A 22,851-nucleotide genomic window follows, 5' to 3' on the forward strand; every position below is an offset into this window, starting at 1 on the left:
TCTATGCTGAATAACTCCACCATCCTCGTCACCGGCGGCACCGGCTCCTTCGGCCACAAGTTCATCCCCCTGACGCTGGCAAAATACAACCCGAAGAAAATCATCGTGTTTTCCCGGGACGAAATGAAGCAGTGGGAAATGGCCAAGCTGTTCCAGGGCGATGACCGCCTGCGCTTCTTCATTGGCGACGTGCGCGACAAGGACCGGCTGTACCGCGCACTGGATGGGGTGGACTATGTAGTGCATGCCGCCGCAACCAAGATCGTACCCACGGCAGAATACAACCCCTTCGAGTGTGTAAAGACCAATATCAACGGCGCGATGAACCTGATTGACGCGGCCATCGACAAGGGAGTCAAAGGTGTTGTGGCCCTGTCAACCGACAAGGCCAGCAGCCCCATCAACCTGTACGGCGCCACCAAGCTGGCCTCCGATAAGCTCTTTGTAGCCGGGAACTCCTATGCCGGTGGTCACAAAACCACGTTTTCCGTTGTCCGTTACGGTAATGTGATGGGCTCCCGGGGCTCGGTAATTCCCTTCTTCATGTCGATCAAGGACACGGGCGTGCTGCCAATCACCGACCCGCGCATGACCCGCTTCATGATTTCCCTGGAGGAGGGCGTGGAACTGGTATGGCATGCCTTTGAAGACATGGTGGGGGGGGAGATCTACGTGAAGAAGATCCCGTCCATGAAAATGACGGATCTGGCCCGGGTAGTGGCGCCGGAAGCGAAACAGGAGGTGGTCGGCATCCGCCCCGGCGAAAAGCTGCACGAACAGATGATCGGTGCCGAGGATTCCCACTTCGCCTACGAGTACCCCGAACACTTCAAAATTCTCCCCACCATCAACGGCTGGGGTACCTGTAAAAACCGCATCAAGGACGGCAAGAAAGTCCCCGAGGGCTTTGTCTATGCCAGTGACACCAACAGCGAGTGGATGACAGAGGCAGAGCTGCAGGCCTGGATCGACCGCCACAACAACGAAATCGGCAAGATCTGAGCATGATTCCCTACGGCAGGCAGGACATCAACCAGGCGGATATCGATGCCGTGCTGGAGGTGCTGCAGTCCGATTTCCTCACCCAGGGCCCCAAGGTACCGGAGTTTGAAGCCAAAGTAGCTGGCCACGTGGGGGCAAAGCACGCGCTGGCCGTGAACAGTGCCACGTCAGCTTTGCACATTGCCTGCCTGGCCCTGGGGCTGGGTGAGGGTGACTGGCTGTGGACCTCGCCGGTCACGTTTGTGGCGTCTGCCAACTGCGGCTTGTATTGCGGCGCCAAAGTGGACTTCGTGGACATTGACCCACGAACCTACAACCTCTGCCCCAAGGCGCTGGCAACCAAGCTGGAACAGGCGGAAAAGGAAGGCCGGCTACCCAAGGTCGTGGTGGCCGTGCACCTGTGCGGTCAGCCCTGCGACATGGCGGCTATTCATGAGCTGGGCCAGCGCTATGGCTTTCGCATCATCGAGGACGCCTCCCACACCATAGGCGGCAAGTACAAAGACGAGTTCATCGGCAACAGTCACTACAGCGACATCACCGTATTCAGCTTCCACCCGGTAAAAATCGTGACTACCGCAGAAGGTGGCATGGCGCTGACCAACGACGATGCCCTGGCCACCCGGATGGACCTGCTGCGCAGCCACGGCATTACTCGGGACCAGAGCCTGATGACCCATGAGCCGGATGGCCCCTGGTATTACCAGCAGGTGGATCTGGGTTTCAACTATCGCATGACAGAGCTACAGGCCGCCCTTGGGGTAAGCCAGATGGACCGGCTGGATGCGTTCGTGGCCCGCCGCCATGAACTGGCCCAGCGGTACGACCAGCTGCTGACAGGCCTGCCGATTAGCACCCCCTGGCAGCACCCGGACAGCTATTCCGGCATGCATCTGTACGTGATTCGCTTGCAGCTGGACAAGATCGACAGGACGCATCGACAGGTCTTTGAATGCCTGCGAGAGCAGGGCATAGGTGTCAACCTGCACTATATTCCGGTGCACACCCAGCCCTATTACCAGGCTATGGGGTTCTCCGCGGAAGACTTTCCGGAGGCCATGGGTTACTACCGCGAAGCGATCAGCTTGCCGATGTTCCAGGGGCTGACGAATGTACAGCAGGATAAGGTCATCGAAGCCTTAAAATCGTCCTTGACCGGGAGCAAAACATAAGTGCGCCGCGTTGCCATCATCCCGGCGCGCGGTGGTAGCAAGCGCATCCCCCGCAAGAACATCAAAGTGTTCTGCGGCAAACCCATGATCGCCTGGTCTATCGATGCCGCCAGGGCCAGTGGGTGTTTTGACCAAATTGTTGTCTCTACTGACGACGCCGAGATCGCCGCTGTAGCCAAAGAGTGGGGAGCAAGCGTCCCATTCACACGCCCCGCGGAGCTCTCCGATGATTACACCGGAACCCTGCCTGTGATGCATCACGCAGTGGAGTGGCTGAGCGAGCACGGAGCTCCCGTCGATTATGCGTGTTGCCTGTATGCCACGGCGCCGTTCGTCTCGGCTGAAGATCTGCGGCTCGGCTGGGAATTGATTCAACAGGCCGACTGCAGCTACGCGTTTGCGGTAACAAGCTATTCGTTTCCAATTCAGCGGGCAATCCGAATCACCGAAACTGGCCGCGTAGCCATGTTCAGCCCCGAATATTTCAACTCGCGCTCGCAGGACCTGGAAGAGGCCTGGCACGATGCCGGTCAGTTCTATTGGGGCAGCGCCAAAGCCTGGGAGGAAGAGCGGACTATCTTCGGTGAAGAGTCATTGCCCATCAAACTACCGCGCTACCGAGTGCAGGACATTGACACCCCGGATGACTGGACACGCGCCGAATGGCTGTTCCGAGCCATGCAGGCCGAGGCAGAGCAGAAATGAAGGTGGTGTTCCGCGCTGACGCCTCGGTCAAGATTGGCACTGGCCATGTCATGCGCTGTCTGACTCTGGCCGATAAACTAACCCGGCAGGGGCATATATGTCATTTCATTTGCCGAGAGCATGAAGGCCATCTTGGTGAGCTGATTTCCGGGAAGGGGTACAAGCTCACAGTGCTGCCATCTGACAGCGGCGGTGAAAAGAAATTGTCCAGCGAAGATAAAAATTCTTACACCAATTGGCTGGGCGCACCTTGGCAAATCGACGCACAACAGACACAAGAAGCCATCGAACCGCTGAAAGCGGATTGGCTGGTGGTTGACCACTACGCCCTGGATGCTCGCTGGGAGCAACAGGTTGCCAAGGCGGTTGACAGAATCATGGTGATTGACGATCTGGCAGACAGGCGCCATGAGTGCGAACTACTGCTGGATCAAAACCTCGGTCGCACTACCTCTGATTACGAAGGACTCGTTCCAAGCGACTGTCCGCGGTTGATCGGACCTGAATACGCGCTATTACGCCCTGAGTTTCCTGAGCTGCGGGATCTTAGCTTGAAGCGCCGGGAGCACCCGGAGTTGAAGCGCATCCTGATTTCCCTTGGTGGCGTGGACCAATCTAACGTGACCGGTAAGGTTCTCGAAGCAATAGCGGCAACGGCCCTTCCTGAGGACATCCTACTGGATATCATTATGGGAGCATCGGCGCCTTATTTGGATGAGGTAAGGCGACAGGCCGCCCTGTTGCCGTGCAAGGCCACGGTGAATGTAAGCGTGAGTGATATGGCCGAGCGGATGTATCTGGCGGACCTGTCCATTGGTGGGGCAGGGGGCACCTCCTGGGAGCGCTGCTGCCTTGGGCTGCCTTCGGTATTGGTCATACAGGCTGACAACCAGTCCTCGGGAGCCATGGCCTTAGAAGCAGCCGGTGCTGCGATAGCCATTGCGGATCCCGAGACGGTTCAGGTGGCGTTACCTTCGGCGTTGGCCCAAGTTACCAAGCCAGACTGTCTTCACCGGATGAGCCGTGTGGCTGCTGGTATAACCGATGGGAAAGGGTCCAATCGCGTCCGCGAATCAATTGTGGCCATGACGGAACAAATGCAGTGATGGAAGACCGGGTGCGCCCTATGAGCCAAGCGGATCTTGAGCAGGTCTTGGTGTGGCGCAATCACGCTGATGTACGCCGTTATATGTACACGACCCACGAGATCGGGCTGGATGAGCATCGCAAGTGGTTCGGCAGTGCCAAGAGCAACCCCGATACACACCTCCTGATATTTGAGCGTGATGGGCAAGCCAGCGGCTTTGTGAATATCAGCAGCACGCGGTGCCTTGAAGTGGCTGACTGGGGGTTTTATGTAGCGCCGGATGCTCCCAAAGGCACTGGCCGGGCGTTGGGAAAGCGGGTCCTGACATACGCATTTGGAGAGCTTGGCCTACACAAAGTCTGCGGCCAGGCACTGGGCTTCAACGAGCGTTCTATTCAGTTCCACACTGTCTTGGGATTTACTGAAGAGGGACGCCTGCGAGACCAGCATTTTGACGGGCACAAATACCATGATGTGGTGTGTTTTGGCCTGCTGGCAAACGAGTGGGAGGCCACGGTTGAGGTGATCGTAGAATGAGTGAACCAAAGATTACAATCGCCGGCCGTGAAATATCCTGCAACCAGCCGCCCTACATCATCGCCGAGCTCTCAGCCAACCATAACGGCAAGCTGGAAATCGCGTTAAAGATCATTGAGGAGGCTGCCAAAGCGGGCGCCGATGCGGTAAAGCTTCAGACCTATCGTCCGGATACCATCACCCTCGATTCAGATGCGGATGAGTTCAAGATCAAGGGCGGTCTCTGGGATGGCCGTACGCTTTACGAGCTGTACCAGGAAGCCCATATGCCCTGGGAATGGCACAAGCCCCTGTTCGAGCACGCCAAGAAAGTTGGCATCACCATTTTCAGCTCCCCGTTCGATACAACAGCGGTAGATCTGCTGGAAGACCTGAACGCACCGGCCTACAAGATCGCCTCCTTCGAAGCCGTGGATCTGCCGCTAATCCGCTATGTGGCCGGCACCGGCAAACCAATGATCATCTCCACCGGTATGGCCGATGTTGACGAGATTGAAGAAGCCATTACCGCTGCGCGAGAGGGTGGCTGTAAGGAGCTCGCGATTCTGCATTGCGTCAGCGGCTATCCCGCTCCTGCAGAAGATTACAACCTACGCACTATCGGAGACATGATCGCACGGTTTGGCCTGGTAACAGGGCTCTCTGACCACACCCTCTGCAATGCCACTGCTATTGCCAGTGTGGTGTTAGGCGCCTCCATGATAGAGAAGCACTTTACGCTGGACCGTAACGGTGGCGGCCCGGACGACAGTTTCTCACTGGAACCTGCGGATCTCGCCGCATTGTGTCGGGATAGCAAAACCGCCTGGGGGGCATTAGGGCAGGTGGACTACGGTCGAAAATCCAGCGAAGGAGGGAATGCACAGTTTCGGCGGTCACTCTACTTCACAAAGAACATGAAGGCGGGAGAGGTCATTACGGAGGACTGTGTTCGGAGCGTCCGGCCGGGCTATGGAGTGGCGCCAAAACACTTAGAGCGAGTTCTGGGCCGCAAAGTCGCCCATGCAATTAGTGCCAATACACCGGTGACAGAAGAAGTACTGGGTTGATGCTGGTCCGACGCTCAGGCGCTTCTCGAAATTAACTCTGAAGCTAGCAATCTCTTGGTAGCCCCTCAATCTCGTTCACCGATTCAACATACTGGCGTTGCCGACCTGAGTGCAGCCTATGCATTTCGTGCGGTAGCCTGCCTAATCGCCCAGTTTTCACCACCGCCCATGCCCGACACCGAACAGTGCCTAGAAGTTATGCGTCTGCGGCAAAATAAGTCGACATTGCCCAGCGATAGATAGGCCTGCAGTTCGGTATTTTAGCCCGGGCGAGCTGAACTGTTGCCCCTAGGTGCTATTTGGGCAAGGCTGGATGAATATGGACAATGACCGTTCCCAACCTATAAACACGAGCCACAACAAGGCAATAAACTCCTCTGTGACTGTTGCTTTCAGCAGTTTATACCACCACGGTCTACGTTTTCCACTGAGGTATTCGGTGCCACATCAAAAGGCGGCTCAAATACAATGAAATATTTCGTTACAGGCCGCGCGTCCCGGCGATGCACCAATAGGAGGTCGACATGACCAGCGTTGAACTCACCGCTGAGTCGTTATCGAGCTGCGACTGCGTGGCGATTGCTAAAGACCATGACGGATTCGACTACGAGTTTAGCCACCAAAATGTTAGTCTGATTGGGGATAGTTGTGGGCGTTATCGGGATAGTTCAAAGAAAGTGTGGTCAACGTTGATTTTAGGACCGATAAAAGTGTTCTTATCGGATTTTGTACCAGTCGTTTTAACACCAGCATGAGCCGCATACCATCAGTAATGCCTAAAAACTACACTCAACGGCAAATTGAGAAACTGCTCGCGCCTTTTAACATATTTTTAATGGTTGTTTAAATTTGACATGTTCATAGAAACCTTAAAAAAAATTCTTGATCTATTTTCCTATAAGGAGCGTGGTACAGCGTATCTTTTGTTTGCCATGATACTTGTTATGGCGCTACTGGATATGACTGGGGTAGCATCGATAACGCCCCTTCTGGCGGTTTTGGCGAATCCAGAAGTTGTAGAAACCAATGTATATTTGGCAGCCATGTATGAATACCTTGGGTTTTCAGACCGGAGGAGTTTTCTATACTTTCTTGGGGTCGCTGCCTTCGTGTTGTTGGTTGTATCCGTCACATTTAAAGGTATAACTATCTACTGTATTTTGCGTTTTACCCATATGCGCAATTACTCTTTGAGTAAACGCTTGGTAAAGGGATATTTAAATCAGCCATATGAATGGTTTCTGGATCGTCATAGCGCAGACCTTGGAAAGACTGTCCTTTCAGAAGTCGAACAGGTAACGCAGGGCGCGATGATCCCTATGATGCAGCTTGTTGCACAAGGGTCTGTTGTTGTGGCGCTCGTATCATTACTCATACTTGTGAATCCCTGGCTCGCAGTAATCATCGCAATTACGCTCGGCTGTGCATATGCATTGATCTATGTGATTCTTAGAAAGTATCTGCTGCATATTGGTGAAGATCGCGTGGTAGCAAACAAAGAACGTTTTGCTAGTGTGCAAGAAGCCTTTGGGGGAATAAAAGATGTGAAAATTGGAGCTTTGGAAAGCGAGTTTATTGGGCGGTTTAAAGGTCCCGCACGTCGCTATGCCGAGCATCAAGCAGCTTCACAGGCTGTGAGCTATCTCCCTAGGTATTTACTTGAGGTCGTTGCTTTTGGCGGCATGATAGTCGTCATGCTTTCACTGATGGCTGACGCAGATGGCTTGCATGAGGTGTTGCCGCTGATAGGCTTGTATGCGTTTGCTGGCTATCGATTGCTACCCGCACTTCAGCAGGTCTATGCACAGCTCGTGAATCTACGTTATTCTAAGCCGGCCTTGGATGCGCTCCATGCTGATTTACAAGTGCTGCGGGATTCGGATGATAGGAACGGAGGTTCCACGTCTGCGAAGTCCATGAAGTTTAGACATCACATACAGTTACAAAATGTGAGCTACCGTTACCCTAAAGCCGAGAATTCATCACTGTCAAATTTGTGTTTGAAAGTCGAAGCAAATACGACCGTGGGAATTGTTGGTTCTTCTGGTTCTGGCAAGACCACAACGGCTGATATAATTTTAGGCCTTCTAAGCCCGGCTACCGGAAATCTTCTGGTGGATGGCATTGTTATCCACCCCGGAAATGTTAGATCGTGGCAGCGATGTATTGGCTATGTCCCGCAGCAAATCTATCTGTCAGATGCTAGCGTCGCTTCCAATATTGCCTTTGGTCTAACAGGCGATCAGATTGACACGGAGGCGGTGGAGGAGGCTGCGCGTATCGCAAATTTGCATCAGTTTGTTACGACAGAGTTATCGGAGGGATACAAAACAGCTGTTGGCGAGCGAGGTGTTCGTTTGTCAGGGGGGCAGCGTCAGCGAATTGGTATCGCGCGGGCTCTTTACCACCGCCCCGAGTTGCTAATCTTCGATGAGGCGACTAGCGCCTTGGATAACATTACTGAGCAGGTGGTGATGGAGGCTGTCCACAATCTTTCCCATCAAAAAACAATAATTATAATTGCACACCGTCTTTCCACAGTGCGCCCATGTGACGATATCTATTTATTGGAGCGTGGGCAGGTAGAGGCTAGAGGGACCTACAAAGATCTGGTTAGTGAAAACGAACGATTTTCTATCATGGCCAAAGGTGAAGCTTAATTCAACGAGGCCATATAAGGAAAAGTAATGACGCTAAATCACTACCAGGCATGATTCGTCGATTTGGTCTCGTGTCAGACGATACGCTTGACAATACCACGGTAGTAGCAAGTGTGACGTTAAGCGCCTCTATTATAGAAAGGCACTTCACGCTAAATAGAAAGGGTGGCGGACCTGATAACAGCTTCTCCCTTGAGCCCCGTGAATTTCTCGCTTTATGCCGTGATGCACAGGCCGCATGGGATGCTCTGGGCGAGGTGGAGTATGGAAAAAAAATCGAGCGAGCAAGGAAATGTTCAGTTTCGACGATCGCTCAATTTCGTGAAAGATCTCGAAGCTGGCCAGCTCATTACCTCTGAAGCTGTGCGTAGCAACCGCCCTGTGTATTGTTTGTCGCCGAAGTATCTCGAAAAGTGCTTGGGATCATGTGTAAACCAACCGCTACACGCTGGAACCCCAGTTGACTGGAAAATGTTTGGTGATGAGAGTGAGTAAGTTCAGTTCGGCGCTCATTGGTTGCGGAATGATTGGGAGTCGTTTTTCTGACGACCCGAGGATTAAAGGAATATATAGCCACGCTGGCGCCTACGATGTCAGCTCGAATGTAACTCTTGGCTCCCTATGTGACACTGATAAAGTGGCACTGTCTGAGTGTGCTCGGCATTGGGGGATAGAGAACACTTACAGCGATGTCGCTGAGTTGCTGGAGAAAGAAAAGCCAGAAATCGTCAGTATTTGCACACCAGATGAAACACATGCTGCGATATTTCGAAGAATTTTGGATGCGGAATCAATTCGAGGGGTTCTCATTGAAAAGCCTATTGGTTTAGATGTTCAGGAGGTTCGCGACTTGATTACAATGGCCGCAGAGCGTGGTGTAGTTCTTGCTGTGAATTATAGCCGTCGATATTCGGCAGGGTTTGACCGCGCAAGACAGTTAATAAAGAATGGTGGTATTGGGGAAATACAATTAGTTTCCGGTTACTATACAAAAGGTGTGTTACACAACGGCACACACTGGTTCGACTTGGCTCGATATTTGGTGGGTGCAATCGATACCGTACGGGCCGCTGGGCGTCAAAGCGGTGCTGTTAAAGACCCAACTCTTGATGTGCAATTGAAATTTGCCTCTGGTGCCGAGGGCGTTTTATATGGTTGCTCCGATGACCAGTTTAGTATTTTTGAAATGGATATATTAGGATCGAAAGGTCGCGTTCGAATACTGGATTCAGGCCACAAAATTGAGGAATCAATTGTGGAGGAGAGCAAGTTTTACAGTGGCTATAACTCGTTGAGTATCAAAGATAGCTGGGATGGGGAGATTAATACTGCGATGGTCTGCGCGATCGAAAATTTAGTGGAGTGTGTTTCGCATGGGGGTGTGCCCCGGTGTAGTGGGTATGACGGTTTAGAAGCCCTAAAAATCGGAGTGGGCGCTATTAAGTCTTGGAAAACCTGTGTCCCGGTGACTTTGGGCGATTAGTTGAGATAATTAGCGTGCCCGTTGTTGCAACGGTTTGTGGAGACCCGGGTGGGGCGAATGCGCTAGTACCCGTACTGAAATTGCTTGAATTTGAACCTGACGTGCGTTTGCTTAATTTTGCATACAATGAAGGTATCGCTGTACTAAGTCGAAGCGATTTGACTTGCACCTCACTATCTTCGAAATCCGATACGGACATTGCGATTGATTACTTGAACAACATTGACGCGAATTGTTTACTCACGGCCACTTCAGTGAACAGTACAAATTGGGAGCGGTTTTTTTTGGCGGCAGCTCGGGAGCTTTCAATACCTTCCATCGCGGTGCTTGATTTTTGGTCAAGTTATAGAGCGCGGTTTTCTGATGAAGGTGGCGCGGAAATAATCTTGCCGGATAAGCTCGCAGTAATGGATGAGCGGGCGAAGGCAGAGGCAGTCAGGGCCGGGTTACCGGAATCTCATATTGTGGTTACCGGTCAACCGGCTTTTGACGCCCTTTCTAAAACCCGTCGATTATTCAACAATGATCTCAAACTCCAGCAGCGGACTTCCCTATCTGTAAGTGAGGATGAACTCTTGGTGTTGTTTGTTTCGCAGCCTCTGCACGAGATGCAGGCCACACATGGACTGGCTGGACAAGGGTTTAATGAGTTCCAAGTAGTGCAAGAGGTACTCGAGTCTCTAGAGTGCATAGCGCAAAAGAGCGGGCGTAAAATCCTATTTCTCATAAGACTCCACCCGCGGGAACTCTCTAGCAAATATGACTGGCTAGAGTCGAGTCATATCCGAATAGCGACATCAACGATCGGCAGTTCAAGAGAGATTGCGATGAGTGCTAATTTGGTTGTTGGTATGAATTCTGTCTTGCTACTTGAAGCTTGCTATTTAGGATGTGTCGTGGTGAGTGTGCAGCCAAGTATGACAGGGAAAGACAATCTTCCAACTAATTCATTGGGTGTAAGTTACGCTGTGTATGAGTCCAAGAAAATATGCATGAGCTTGGAGAAGTATTTGTTGAACCCTATAGCTAGAGAGTCGATGATATCTCGTGGGAAATGCCTAAGCGAAGGTGGGGGCGCCGCTAGACGTATTTCGGCATTGGTATTGAGTGACCTACAAACGGCGAGCACTCCGGGCGCCGAGTTCCTAAGTTGAGCATATTACAATGATTGAAGAAAAACTTGCGTTATTCGGAGGGCCCAAAACTATTGGTCGCACCTTCAAAAAGTATAACCCAATTGGCCCGGAGGAAGTTGCAGCTGCCAAGGAGGTAGTTGAAAGCGGTGTGCTCTCGCAATATCTCGGCGTTTGGCATGCGGATTTCTATGGCGGTCCAAAGGTTCAAGAGTTTGAGAGGGCGAGTGAGTCCTACTTTAATGTAAAGCATGCAATCACGGTGAATTCCTGGACTTCTGGATTAGTGGCCGCAATTGGCGCTATTGGTATTGAGCCTGGTGACGAGGTTATTGTCAGCCCGTGGACGATGAGCGCGAGTGCGACTGCTATTTTACATTGGAACGCGATTCCGGTGTTTGCTGATATTGAGTCGCGAACATTTTGCCTTGATCCGGATTCCGTACGAGCAAACATAACGCCTTACACCAAAGCAATTATGGCGGTTGATATTTTTGGCCACTCGGCGAATATGGAAGCCATTTGTGAAATTGCTCAAGAATTCGGCTTGAAAGTCATTAGTGATTCCGCTCAGTCGCCAAGTGCGAAATATCACGGCCGTTATGCGGGCACGATTGCTGACATAGGGGGCTTTAGCCTGAACTATCACAAGCACATACATACCGGTGAGGGAGGCATATTAGTTACTGATGACGATGTATTGGCAGAAAAACTGAGGCTAATACGCAATCACGCCGAGGTGGTGGTTGGGCCAAAGGGGCATACAGACCTGGTCAACATGATTGGTCATAACTTCCGGCTAGGCGAAATTGAGTGTGCGATTGGAATTGAGCAATTAAAAAAACTAGATAGGTTGGTTGCCAGCCGCCAGAAGGCGGCGGAGCGAATTACAGAGGGTTTGCGCGCGCTTGAAGGTTTAACGCTGCCAATAGTAGAAGAGGAGTGCACACACGTTTACTATGTCTATCCAATGACACTGAACTGTGACCAATTAGGTGTGTCGCGCGAGCGTATTGTTGAAGCCCTTATTGCCGAAGGTGTCGAAGGTCTATTAATCGGCTATCAAAATATTCACCTACTTCCCATGTACCAGAATAAAATTGCGTATGGGTCGAAAGGGTTCCCTTGGTCAGCGGGTTTCTGTCAAAGAGAAGTTGTGTATACCAAGGGGATTTGCCCGGTAGCAGAACAACTACATGACGAATCATATATTGGATATGCAATATGTGTTGCTGAAATGGAGGAATCTGAAGTGGAGCTGCTAGTACAGGCATTCCGAAAGGTTTGGAAAAATATGGGCGAACTACAATGATATATAGACTCAGTAATGAGTATTTTGTACGGACATTATGTGAGAAGGATATCGAAGGCCCTTATCGGTCTTGGTTCGAAGATCAGGAAGTGTGCCGATTTAATTCTCACGGCAAGTATGCCAAAACCGATGCTTGGTTGCGTCGCTTTATTGAATCAATTGACGATGCGGAAATGGTCGTCTGGGCCATTTGTCATGAGACAGATGGACATATAGGAAACCTTAGTTTACAAGCGCTATCGATGATAAATCGTAGTGCTGAATTTGCGATTCTTCTTGGTGACCGGCGACATTGGAACCGCGGTGTTGGCAGGTTAGCGTCTCTCCAGCTTTTTGAGCATGGATTTCGAAAACTTAATCTCAATAGAATATATTGTGGAACAGCATCAACTAACAAAGGTATGCAGAACTTGGCGGTTTCCTTAGGCATGCAAAAAGAGGGGCTGAGGCGGTCACATTTGTATTTGGAAGGGAGCTGGGTAGACGTTGTTGAGTATGGAGTTTTGAGTACTGAATTTTCGATGGAATCGGGGGACAAAAACCGTTGACGAGTGACGATACGCGCCATGCTGAATGGCGACTGGAAATTTCTCTGGAAGATAATGAGGTTAAGCTTGAGGAAGGGTTGCACCAAGGGATTTCGCTATGTGGAAATAATCGAGCAGAGTTTACTACGCGTTTAGACTTCGACCAAACCAGTATTTGGTTGGTTGGAAGGCAATACGGAGTCCATTCTGAGAGTGAAATCTTGGAGTGGGCTTTCAGCTTCGATTCTGAAAAAGTGAAGGAATGGGCAGAAAAAGGCGATGGGGACTGGTCTGCGATTATCCTGGATCGCACTCAGAGGAGCCTTTATCTTGTTAGTGATCGTAATGGAGCTTCGAGAATTTACTACGCGAGTTGCGTAGGGACACATATGTTCTCAAGCTCTCTTTGGGGTATTTTACCGATCACAACCGCTCCAAAGTTATCTAGCTTTATTGCATTTACACTTTTGACTACCTACTACACGTTAGATCCCTATGCACTTGTTGAGCCGGTGAGAGTTTCTGTGCCGGGAGAATTTCTTCGGTTTACCGATGGAGAAATGGTGTCGAAAAAGTATTATGAACCTGTGGATTTCGCACCAGATTATTTTAGAAATGAGGCAGAATGCGTTCGCGAGCTAGACCGCTCTTTTGACCGTGTGTTCAAGAAGCGCCTAGCTACAGACAGAATCCCTATAGTACTCCTTTCCGGGGGAATCGATTCAGTTGCCATGGTCAGGTATGTTACTAAACATAGTGATTCTCCAGTCCACACGCTCACTTTTTCGGTTTTGGGTCAGAAGGTAGATGAGCACAAGCCTGCGAGAATAGTGTCGCAGCATTTCGGGACTATTCACCATGAACTTGTCATAGACAGTGGGATGGTAATAGATCTCTTTATTCAATCATGTGCGGAGGGGAATCGACCGAACGTCTCCACAATGCTTTATCTTGCAATAAAAAATTATGTGTCAAAATTAGAAGGTGACTACGACTTATTTACTGGTGAAGATACGCGTATCCACACGCCAGATTTTGACTTCTGGAAGCGCACATCAATTTGGTTAAATTTAACCAAGGGTGAGGCGAGATTTCCACTTCTGCAACGGATAGTGTCCGGCCTATTTGCTATGTGGCCTTGGTACCCCAAAAACTATTTGCGATTGATAGCCTCTCAGTTGCTTCCCTCGGCGGATCCAAAAAAATATTTTCTTAAATTCGTAAATAAGTTCTCTACGCCTGATGGTTATAATTTGGAGCTTGCTCCTGAATTTGAACGATTGCTAAACGAGATTCCAAATTTTCAGGAAGAGTCTACGATCGCGGCGGTATTTAGAAAAAACATGAAGCTTTCTTACCGACTCCAATACACGGACAGTGTGGAGGTAACATCCTCGATTGAATGTAGAAAAGTGGCAAGACACTCTCCATTTTTTGATTGGGAAACAGTCTGTGTGTCTAATAGAATACCTTTCTCAGTGGGTGCGAAAGGGGTTTTTACCATACGTTCGTGGTCTCGATTTCTCTTAGTGAATAAAAGATTGCTTCGTATGGTGTTAAAGGAAGCTGTTCCTAGTTCGATTCTTTACAGAAGAAAATCAGTAGCGTCCGCAGTAGATGTACTGTTCACTGATCAGTTTATGAAATTTATTGGCCAGTTACTGGATAAGTGGGTCGATGATTTATATGTTGCACTAGGGCCCAGCGTCGAGGCTTTAGCCAGAAGTTACATCAACAAATTCCGCAGTGGGACTATCGACATGCAAGTAGCATATGCAACCCTGTCTATTTGTTACATGTCTATGGTTAACCAGATATGCCTAAATCCAGAATTTGACACTATTGCAGAATTGAGAATCATTGAAAAAGCTCTAGTGTGAATATCTTCGCGATTTCTCATCTTATTATTTGACAACGTGGTGGCGTCTATGCGGCTATGAAAGATAATAGATATGTTCTGTTTTTTTCTCATGCGCCTCAGATTAAATGGTTTGCGTATATCGCGCGTACGTTGCGAATTAACTTTGGTCTGCAAAGTGTGTTGTGGGTTATAGGTGAACAAGACCGTAATCTAGGTGAGGCTACAGGAGAGTTTTTTAGAGTCGTCGACATTATTCAAGAAGAAAGCGACTTTGCGCGATTCCGTAATACGGAATCTGCGACTAATTATTTGGCTGCTTATGAAGAGGATGTTGGCTGTAACTGCACGAATCGAGATATTGCAATGGACCGCTATCTCTCGCGTGCGAGATGGACGATTGATAAAACTTTGGTTTATGCCGCTGGTATCTTATGGCGTATGCGGTCAGAGCTGGCTACGCGTGGCCAGCCCATGTTTGCGATAGGTGAGGAAAACTGCCTTCAATATCGGATGGCCAGACGTATCGTAACATCCCCTTATGTTTGTCTTTATATGACTGGGCACTTTAGTGATAGATTTTATGTCGAGTACGGTATGTATTACCAATGGGGGCGGTGCCAAGAACGATATATCTCATTTTTGGAAAATGGGGTTCCTGACGATATTCTTATTAAAGCAGAAGCTAAGCTCAACGAGATTGTCAACAAGAAACGCAGTCCAGAAGCAACCGAACGTTATATTGAATCAGGAAAGGGTTCTCTTTCCCATCGAGTTTCAATTACTAGGCTGGTTGATTCCCTAAGGCGAACGATGAATGTGTTATTTTCGCATAGGGAGTCCTGGAATCCGAAGAGTCTTCCAATATCATCCAATAATGTTTTCCTTTCTTTATTTGATCTTTTGGCCCAAGCATTGGTTAAAAGGCAATTGGAGAAAATGGTGTTGAAGCAAATACCACAGGATCGGAAGTACGCAGGATTCTTTCTTCATGTGCAGCCAGAGCATACAGTTGAAGGCGTCGCATTCGAATATCGTGATCAAGCGGCTACCGCGCGTAATATTGCAGCAGCCCTTCCTGCAGGTATGCTGTTGCTAGTTAAGGATCATGTTGCTATGGCCGGAAATCGTCCAATAGCCTTTTATAATGAATTATCCAACTGTGCCAACATAAAACTTCTGGATCATAACGTGTCTCCTTACGATGTAGTGTGTAACTCTACAGTTATGTTTACACTTTCTGGGTCTGTCGCATTGGAGTGTATGTATGTTGGAAAGCCGGCTATTGTTCTGGGAAGGATTTATCACACAGCGTTTCGCGGTATTTACCCTGCGGGCGATATACGAGATCTTGCGGAACTTGTAGGAGAAGTATTGAATGGAAACTGCCCTGCTGCTACGCGGAATGAGGCAATAGTTGCACTTGCTGCTATGTATGCCGCATCTTACCCTGGGCGAATTAGTAGTCAGTTTCGCACAGACGAAATGAGCTCCGAAGCTAATTTGAAATGTATCGAAGTAGCGCTGAGACGCGAAATCCCAGGATTGGGGTCTCAGAATAGTTGAGCGACTGGTACCAACAGAGCTTTGTGGCATGGCCTTAATATACTTCAGAAAAGCGGGCGTCTATGTTCCTGCAAATGTGCTCCATCGTTATATACTTTGGCTAGTAGGTAGAGCGATAAAAGAGCGAGAACTACGGGAAATCGCGATTGGTTTATGGTCGCCGGAATTACCTTCCACGGTTCCGCTGAAGGTAGATGAAGCGCTAGCAACAGCATATAGTATGGGATTACATAGAGGGTGGATTCGTTGGGATACCGATGGATCTCGTAGGCAGATTTTTGATGCTGACCGTAGAAAAGTGTGTAAAGTTCAGAAAGATGGCGCACTTCTAACAGTTATCGATGAGGTCGAACTCAGAAAGCAGCTTGGAGGGCTGTCTCCTCGAATTTTTCAGATTCATGAATCACATATGGCATATGTAGAGGAGTGGGTGAGCGTAGTTACTCCCAGAACATATTCTTATCACGATTTGGATCGTATTCGTCTTGCCTTGGTAGAGCAACTCTACCGGGTAGAGGAGTGGGATGTCGGAAGCTTTATTAATGATCGAGCTGTCCCCTTTAGTGATGAAGCGAGAGAATCCATCCCTGAATTGGTTAGCCGGATGGGACTCAATTCCCTGCCCGTTAGCAAAGTTCATGGTGATTTAGTGCAGTCAAACACATCCCTTACGAAGGGTCATAAGCCAGTCCTGTACGACTGGGAATACTCACGTAGCTGTGTTGTTACACATGATGTGTGGTTTTATCTTTATCATGGTTTGCTGTGTGCTCGTGCGAGTGTTGAGTTGTCCTATTTCTTTGATGAGCTTGAACGAATTACTGCTTGGGTCCTCCCTAAAAGCGTTGACCTCATTGCGCTGCATTTGATTCATCTTTATGAACGAGAGGCGCTTCTTTTATGGAACGTTAATATAGTCGACTCTAGCTTCGCGTTGGAGAGGCTGGGTGAAAGCATTAAAGAAGCACGTCACTTACTTTCTGAAAAATGTATTGCCCTTGGCGACGTAAACTGCGGGATCAGCTATGAGCGGTAATGCATATTCACACACTGGTCGGGTATTAGTCGCGAGTGTGGGTGTTTTTTTGACCGTTTTGATCCTGCTCTTTGCAGTTACCGGAAGCATCTTGCCAAATATTGGTGCTCCATTCCTCATGGCGACATTCTCTTACTTGGTCCTGAATAACAAAGATGGAGGGAGAAATATACTCCATCCAATGAATTATTTTCTTTTAAAAGGAGGAGTCGTTGCGTTCGCTATCCCGGCTGTTCTGGTCTCGATACGTCCTGATTCTATTGGAAGTTTACTGGCACCTAAAGAGCATTTGCCAATAGTATCGTTTCTGATAGCTGCGTCATTTGTCGCGTTCTCCCTAGGATATAACTCTCGCTTTGGCGTCAAGATTGCTTCCTCAGTTCCACTACTGATCTTCACAAGTCGGCGTCGCGGTAGTCATTACTTTTTATCGGCTTTGTCACTGTACGCTGTAGGTTGGCTGTCGAGAATTGTAGCCTGGGGATTAGGCCTACATCATATGAATGCTGATTTGGGAGAGTCAGTTGGTATCGTCTCATCTATATTGCAGCCACTATCAGTTTTCGCGCCACTTTCTTTTTTCGTATTATTGGCACATAAATTTTCTCGGGCGAGACGAAATAATGTATCCAGTCCTTTCAATTTCTTTGTTTTCGTAATTATAGGTCTCGAAATTTTGGCGGGAATTGTCGATGGTTCGAGAACGTTGATGATTATGCCGCTATTCTATACCTTGATCGTCTACAACTACAGCTATCGGCGAGTGGGACTGCTGTCTCTTTTGATCGGTTTTTTGGTGTTGATGACAGTTTTGGCTCCTTTAGCGACGGCGTACCGAGCTCTTTATTATGAATCAATAGCAGAAAGAGGCGCCAGTGTTGGCGGCGCAGTTACTACACTGAGTGAAGTTAATTTAGGTGGGGTCACCGAGGACCTCAGTAATCAAATTTTAAAAGCTGGTGAAAGAATGTCCGCTCTTTTGGAGGGTGCTTTAGTTGTATACGATAAGGTTCCGCATAAAATACCATATGCAGAAGGTAGTACTTTTTTCCCCAGTGCATTTGTTAACTTTATTCCAAGATTACTCTGGCCGAGCAAACCGATTTTTATTCCAGGAAGGGAGTTTGCGCAGGTCTTTTGGGGGGCGGCGGTTGGCGAGATGTACGCAGTAAACATTGGTATCGGATGGGTTGGTGAAGCTTATTACAATTTTGGATGGTTTGGGTTAGGTATTCCTCTGGTGCTGGGAATGCTTTTTAGATTCTTCCTGGTGAGATTAGAGGTGTATGCGGCGTGTGAATCACAATGGCTCCCACGTTTATATTTTGTCATGTTTTCAGTGCCGGGCTTCGGGGCATTCCACCACTATCCCGCTGGGATTGTCCGAGGCGGGATGTTTATACTGCTTTATCTGGCTATTCTAAATTACTCCGCTCCAAAAATAACGAGATCACAAGGGGCTAGAAATCTAGTAAAGCAGAATAAGGGAAAGCTCAGCGGGCGACTTGGTTTGACATGACCTCGATAACTTCATTTCGTTCGTCTTTATCCTTAACAATTGTTGCTACACGCTAAAAAAATACAATCTTATTGACTGATCTTGGAGTCGTTACAAATGAAAAATTCAATCGATGAGCGGTTTCAGTATCACCCAGATCCGAAGGAGGTGCTATCTAACGCTTCTTTTAGCCGCTCACTTCGACGAGTAGATCTGCGCAAAGCCGCGATTATGGAGTCTGTTGAATTGCGAGGTAAGTCTTTACTCGACTTGGGCTGCAGTGGAGGTTACTTCGGGTTTTCTTTGGCAGGGACGATTAAGCTATATCATGGTGTTGATGGCGATAACGAATTAATAGCTAGAAACATTGAAGTCTCGCAGAGCAAAGGGCTGAATCATCTTAGTTTCGAACATAGCAGAATTACGCCGGATTTCATTCGACAACTTCCGAGTTTTGATGTGGTATTCTTTCTTTCTGTATTTCATCATATCTTGGCCGTTTCTAAGGCATATGATTGGAACGAAGAAAGTGTCTGGGAGCCAGAGGAGATACTTAGGGCGTTAGCAGAAAAGGCTGAAGTGTTGGTATTTGAAACTGGATATCCCTCAGAGGGACACGAGTGGTGTGAGAATCTTCCACCAATGCTGCCAACTCCAGACGCTTGGATTGTGGAATTATTACGTGGGGCTGGTTTTTACCAGGTTGAGATAATCCCGTCACCTGTTCACAGCGGAATATTGGGCCGAGTACGAGCCTCGTTGGGCGACCGCTTTAATGTCCAAAAACAAAATCCTACTGTGCTAGCGAGATTAATCGCTAGAGCTTTTCACCTTGATCCTCGCGATCGCCGTGATATTTTTATAGCTCACAAGAGGCGAGACGCTTGAGTGTTGGCAGTTGTAGAGTTGTTATTTATGTGTGCTGTACGAAATATGGTGGCCGGTAACAGGCTTCGGATTGGCGTGTATCGTGAAAATAGTGTGATGACGGGAATCCCTTCATAATGTGTGGTATCGCGGGTATATATTCTTACCATGGAGGTTCTGTTTCCATCGATCGTAAGGAGTTGGATCTTATTAACGAATATCAGGTCAGGCGTGGACCCGATGTAGGGGGCTATTGGTATTCTGAGTGTGGAACAGCGGCCTTTGCGCATCGTCGCCTAGCGATTATCGATTTACATGAAGATGCAAATCAGCCCATGATGATTCCAGAGGAAGGGCTAGCGATTGTTTTCAATGGAGAAATTTATAACTATCGTGAACTACGACAGGAACTTGCCGCCGCGGGCCGGTCATTTAAGACCCAAAGCGATACAGAAGTATTGCTTCAGGGGTATGCTGAATGGGGTGATTCTGTTCTAAGTAGGTTGCGTGGTATGTATGCTTTTGCGATTTGGGATAATCAGAAGAAGCGCCTATTTCTAGCGAGAGACCCTTACGGGATTAAACCTATTTACTTTGCGCATGACGGAAAGTTTTTCCGCTTTGCATCACAGGTTAAGGCTATATTGGCTGGAGGAAAAGTATCCAAAGCGCCGAGTCCTGAGGGGGTCACTGGATTCTTGATGATGGGCAGTGTCCCTGAGCCATACACAGTCTATCAAAATATCTTTTCTGTTCCATCTGGTTGTTACATGTACGTGGACAGTAATGGAGTTAGCCCGCCCCAGAGCTTTTTCTCCGTATCGAAAGTTTGGCGCCAAGCAGCTGACAGTCCTCTAATATGTCAGCCATGTGATTTCCAGTCGTTGGTGACAGCGGCGCTGGTAGATAGTATTAGGCATCACACAATAGCTGATGTGCCCGTTGGTGCGTTTCTATCGGCAGGGATAGACTCAGGTGCTGTGGTAGGCTTGATGCGCGAGCAGCAAACTAGTGATATTCAGAGCATTACACTTGGTTTTGACGAATTCAGGGGCAGTCAGAATGATGAGACGGTGCTCTCCTCGCAGGTTGCTGAGCGTTATGGCACTAGGCACATTACTCGCTGGGTTGTAGACGAGGAGGTAGAGCGAGATCTGCCCACCATACTGACGGCGATGGATCAACCTAGTGTGGACGGCGTCAATACTTGGTTGGTTAGTAAGGCAGCGCATGAAGCCGGTCTGAAAGTTGTGTTGTCCGGGGTGGGGGGTGATGAATTGTTTGGGGGCTATTCCCATTTCGATGTATTACCGAAGTGGAAGAAAGAACAAGCTCTTCTGCGAAAAGTTCCAGGCGCGGCGATGATAGGGGAGAAGGCACTGCTATTCGCAGCCAGATATGGTTTAGCCCCAGCAAAAGCGGCAGCGCTTGTGCGTTATGGGGCTTCATATGCTGGCCTATATCTGGCAAAAAGAGGCTTGTTTATGCCCTGGGAGCTGACCGAGCTGCTGGGAGAGGAGTTCGCAATAGAGGGTCTCGCTGCACTCCAGCCTCCCGAGTTCATCGTATCTTCGATCGGAGGTTCTATTGGTAATGGCTACGCATCAATCGCCGCATTAGAGGCCAATTTCTACCTTCGAAATCAGCTATTACGGGATTCAGACTGGGCTAGCATGGCACATTCACTTGAGTTAAGAACACCATTGGTAGATTCCACACTATTGACTGCACTTGCGCCTGCGCTGGTAAATAGGCCTCAGGGAATGGGAAAGAAGCTTGCCTTGGCGGCCGCTCCCAGAAAGGCTTTGCCTATTAGCGTAGTAAACCGGCCGAAAACGGGATTTTCATTGCCAATGGATCGCTGGCTGAAAAGTACATCAGTTCTTGACAGTTGGCGTCGTATCCCTTCATTGAGTGACCCCAAATCTCATTGGTCAAGGCGCTTGGCGTACTCACTGGTGAGCGATCTTCTATGATAGATCTAGCTCGCTTATGAAAGTTGTGCAAATTGTGCGAAAGCCCAACGGGCTTGGATTCAGCCTAGAGCAGGTTTTTGAGGATATTCGTAAAGAGCTACCTGCAGATATTGATGTAGAAACCTATGTTAACCCATATTTTTCCCGTGGAATCTGGCCACGTTTCGCAGGAATGATAAGGGTAATGTGGCATCAGGGGAATGTGAATCACATCACTGGTGATGTTCATTTCATGAGCATCTTTCTTAGTCGCAGGAAGACCATACTTACTATCCATGACTGTGCCACGTTGGAGCGGTTAAGTGGTTGGAAATACTGGATGTTTCGTTTTTTCTGGTACTGGTTGCCAGCTAAACGTGCTGCGGCAATAACGGTAATATCCGAGTCAGCAAAAAGAGAACTGTTGAAGCATCTCGGAAAAGGAAATTGGCCTATAATCATTATTCCAGATTTTGTTTCTCCAGAATTTAAGTTTTCACGAAAATCATTTGATTCTACCTGTCCGGTTATTTTGCAAGTTGGCACTACGGAAAATAAAAATATTGAAAGGGTTGCAGTCGCATTAAGAGGGTTGTGCTGTAAACTTGTGATAATTGGAAAGCTGACTTCGAAGCAGTATGTCGCGCTGGAGGAAAACGAAATTTTCTTTGAGAATCACTATGGAATATCGCGCAAATCTGTAATAGATCACTATCGAAAATGTGACTTGGTAATGTTCGCGTCATTGTACGAAGGGTTTGGGCTGCCTATTCTTGAGGGGCAAGCAATAGGGCGTCCTGTAATCACTAGCAACTGCTATTCTATGCCAGAGGTGGGTGGAGAGGGCGCCTACTACGTGGACCCCTATGATGAAGAAAGTATCAGAAATGCAGTCAATTCGATATTTGAATCTAAATCCCTCGTTGAAAAGCTTGTCGAAGCGGGTTTAAAGAATGTTAGACAATACAAAATTTCTGTTATAGCAGCCAAGTATGCGGAGCTATATCGGTATATACATAGGGTTGATGAGAAAGCTTCTAAGTAGATTTATTTGTTGATTAGTCATCTTAGCTAGCGCAGAAATATTCGTACCCATATTGTCTGCATTAAGATCCGTTGATTAGCGGGATTTCAGAGAGCGCAGTTGCGGGTATTAAGTAAAAAAGATGCCATTAAAGTGGGCGAGCTATCATTTAGACTCTCGTCGACGCCTCCAACTTTCGTAAAGGCGGCGGAGTTACGCGTTTTCGGCGGAGCTGTAGTGGTTCACTGATTTTGGATACGCTTTTAGGTGGTAGCCTACCACTCGGGAGGAGTGTTCAGATGCGTGCAAGGGGTTCTACCCCACTTCCACGGACACTTCAAAGAAGCCCATAATGGGCAAAAGGAGTGTTTATGTCGAAG

Annotated in this window: 21 protein-coding genes; all 21 read left to right on the forward strand. The window is 48.6% G+C overall.

Translation table 11 applies throughout. The features are described 5' to 3' along the window. The first annotated feature begins 3 nt into the window (after window positions 1-3). Complete coding sequence (pseB, locus tag Q6D67_RS08045) at window positions 4-1,002, forward strand: UDP-N-acetylglucosamine 4,6-dehydratase (inverting) (protein ID WP_304705076.1); 999 nt, start codon at window positions 4-6, stop codon at window positions 1,000-1,002. A gap of 2 nt (window positions 1,003-1,004) precedes the next feature. Further along, window positions 1,005-2,174, forward strand: a complete 1,170-nt coding sequence (gene pseC / locus Q6D67_RS08050; protein ID WP_304705077.1) for a UDP-4-amino-4,6-dideoxy-N-acetyl-beta-L-altrosamine transaminase — start codon at window positions 1,005-1,007, stop codon at window positions 2,172-2,174. Further along, window positions 2,175-2,879 carry a pseudaminic acid cytidylyltransferase gene (gene pseF / locus Q6D67_RS08055; protein WP_304705078.1) on the forward strand — a complete coding sequence of 235 codons (705 nt, stop codon included), beginning with the start codon at window positions 2,175-2,177 and terminating at the stop codon, window positions 2,877-2,879. Further along, a complete protein-coding gene (pseG, locus tag Q6D67_RS08060) occupies window positions 2,876-3,985 on the forward strand; it encodes a UDP-2,4-diacetamido-2,4,6-trideoxy-beta-L-altropyranose hydrolase (protein ID WP_304705079.1) in 1,110 nt (369 codons plus the stop codon). The genes pseF and pseG overlap by 4 nt, the downstream gene beginning before the upstream one ends. 20 nt (window positions 3,986-4,005) lie before the next feature. Continuing rightward, window positions 4,006-4,503 (forward strand): UDP-4-amino-4,6-dideoxy-N-acetyl-beta-L-altrosamine N-acetyltransferase, encoded by a 498-nt coding sequence (pseH, locus tag Q6D67_RS08065; RefSeq protein WP_304705080.1) that lies wholly within the window; start codon window positions 4,006-4,008, stop codon window positions 4,501-4,503. Continuing rightward, entirely contained in the window at window positions 4,500-5,552 is a 1,053-nt protein-coding gene (pseI, locus tag Q6D67_RS08070) for a pseudaminic acid synthase (protein WP_304705081.1), read from the forward strand. The genes pseH and pseI overlap by 4 nt, the downstream gene beginning before the upstream one ends. Before the next feature lie 524 nt (window positions 5,553-6,076). After that, window positions 6,077-6,307 (forward strand): hypothetical protein, encoded by a 231-nt coding sequence (locus tag Q6D67_RS08075; RefSeq protein WP_304705082.1) that lies wholly within the window; start codon window positions 6,077-6,079, stop codon window positions 6,305-6,307. Window positions 6,308-6,406: 99 nt separating this feature from the next. Then, window positions 6,407-8,212, forward strand: coding sequence for an ABC transporter ATP-binding protein (locus Q6D67_RS08080; RefSeq protein ID WP_304705083.1), 1,806 nt, complete (start codon window positions 6,407-6,409; stop codon window positions 8,210-8,212). 50 nt (window positions 8,213-8,262) lie between these two features. Beyond that, complete coding sequence (locus Q6D67_RS21770; protein ID WP_370551936.1) at window positions 8,263-8,571, forward strand: N-acetylneuraminate synthase family protein; 309 nt, start codon at window positions 8,263-8,265, stop codon at window positions 8,569-8,571. Then, complete coding sequence (locus Q6D67_RS21775) at window positions 8,477-8,707, forward strand: SAF domain-containing protein (protein WP_370551937.1); 231 nt, start codon at window positions 8,477-8,479, stop codon at window positions 8,705-8,707. The genes Q6D67_RS21770 and Q6D67_RS21775 overlap by 95 nt, the downstream gene beginning before the upstream one ends. Next, entirely contained in the window at window positions 8,700-9,695 is a 996-nt protein-coding gene (locus Q6D67_RS08085) for a Gfo/Idh/MocA family protein (RefSeq protein ID WP_304705084.1), read from the forward strand. Before Q6D67_RS21775 ends, Q6D67_RS08085 begins: the two co-directional genes overlap by 8 nt. An 80-nt stretch (window positions 9,696-9,775) precedes the next feature. Beyond that, the gene (locus Q6D67_RS08090) at window positions 9,776-10,849 is read left to right on the forward strand and encodes a hypothetical protein (RefSeq protein ID WP_304705085.1); all 1,074 of its coding nucleotides are present in this window, start codon (window positions 9,776-9,778) and stop codon (window positions 10,847-10,849) included. Window positions 10,850-10,859: 10 nt separating this feature from the next. Beyond that, entirely contained in the window at window positions 10,860-12,140 is a 1,281-nt protein-coding gene (locus Q6D67_RS08095) for a DegT/DnrJ/EryC1/StrS aminotransferase family protein (RefSeq protein ID WP_304705086.1), read from the forward strand. Further along, window positions 12,137-12,688: a GNAT family N-acetyltransferase gene (locus tag Q6D67_RS08100; protein ID WP_304705087.1), complete on the forward strand. Its 552-nt coding sequence runs from the start codon at window positions 12,137-12,139 to the stop codon at window positions 12,686-12,688. Before Q6D67_RS08095 ends, Q6D67_RS08100 begins: the two co-directional genes overlap by 4 nt. Continuing rightward, complete coding sequence (locus tag Q6D67_RS08105; protein ID WP_304705088.1) at window positions 12,685-14,547, forward strand: asparagine synthetase B family protein; 1,863 nt, start codon at window positions 12,685-12,687, stop codon at window positions 14,545-14,547. The genes Q6D67_RS08100 and Q6D67_RS08105 overlap by 4 nt, the downstream gene beginning before the upstream one ends. Window positions 14,548-14,603: 56 nt before the next feature. Beyond that, window positions 14,604-16,091: a hypothetical protein gene (locus tag Q6D67_RS08110; RefSeq protein WP_304705089.1), complete on the forward strand. Its 1,488-nt coding sequence runs from the start codon at window positions 14,604-14,606 to the stop codon at window positions 16,089-16,091. A gap of 28 nt (window positions 16,092-16,119) precedes the next feature. Then, window positions 16,120-17,127, forward strand: a complete 1,008-nt coding sequence (locus Q6D67_RS08115) for a hypothetical protein (RefSeq protein WP_304705090.1) — start codon at window positions 16,120-16,122, stop codon at window positions 17,125-17,127. After that, window positions 17,117-18,646 carry a hypothetical protein gene (locus tag Q6D67_RS08120; RefSeq protein WP_304705091.1) on the forward strand — a complete coding sequence of 510 codons (1,530 nt, stop codon included), beginning with the start codon at window positions 17,117-17,119 and terminating at the stop codon, window positions 18,644-18,646. Before Q6D67_RS08115 ends, Q6D67_RS08120 begins: the two co-directional genes overlap by 11 nt. A 96-nt stretch (window positions 18,647-18,742) precedes the next feature. Then, window positions 18,743-19,513, forward strand: coding sequence for a class I SAM-dependent methyltransferase (locus Q6D67_RS08125; RefSeq protein WP_304705092.1), 771 nt, complete (start codon window positions 18,743-18,745; stop codon window positions 19,511-19,513). 116 nt (window positions 19,514-19,629) lie between these two features. After that, window positions 19,630-21,468 carry an asparagine synthase (glutamine-hydrolyzing) gene (gene asnB / locus Q6D67_RS08130; RefSeq protein WP_304705093.1) on the forward strand — a complete coding sequence of 613 codons (1,839 nt, stop codon included), beginning with the start codon at window positions 19,630-19,632 and terminating at the stop codon, window positions 21,466-21,468. 16 nt (window positions 21,469-21,484) lie between these two features. Continuing rightward, entirely contained in the window at window positions 21,485-22,492 is a 1,008-nt protein-coding gene (locus tag Q6D67_RS08135; RefSeq protein ID WP_304705094.1) for a glycosyltransferase family 1 protein, read from the forward strand. The last annotated feature ends 359 nt before the right edge of the window (window positions 22,493-22,851 follow it).

The organism is Haliea sp. E1-2-M8, assembly GCF_030649675.1.
Taxonomy (GTDB): domain Bacteria; phylum Pseudomonadota; class Gammaproteobacteria; order Pseudomonadales; family Halieaceae; genus Haliea.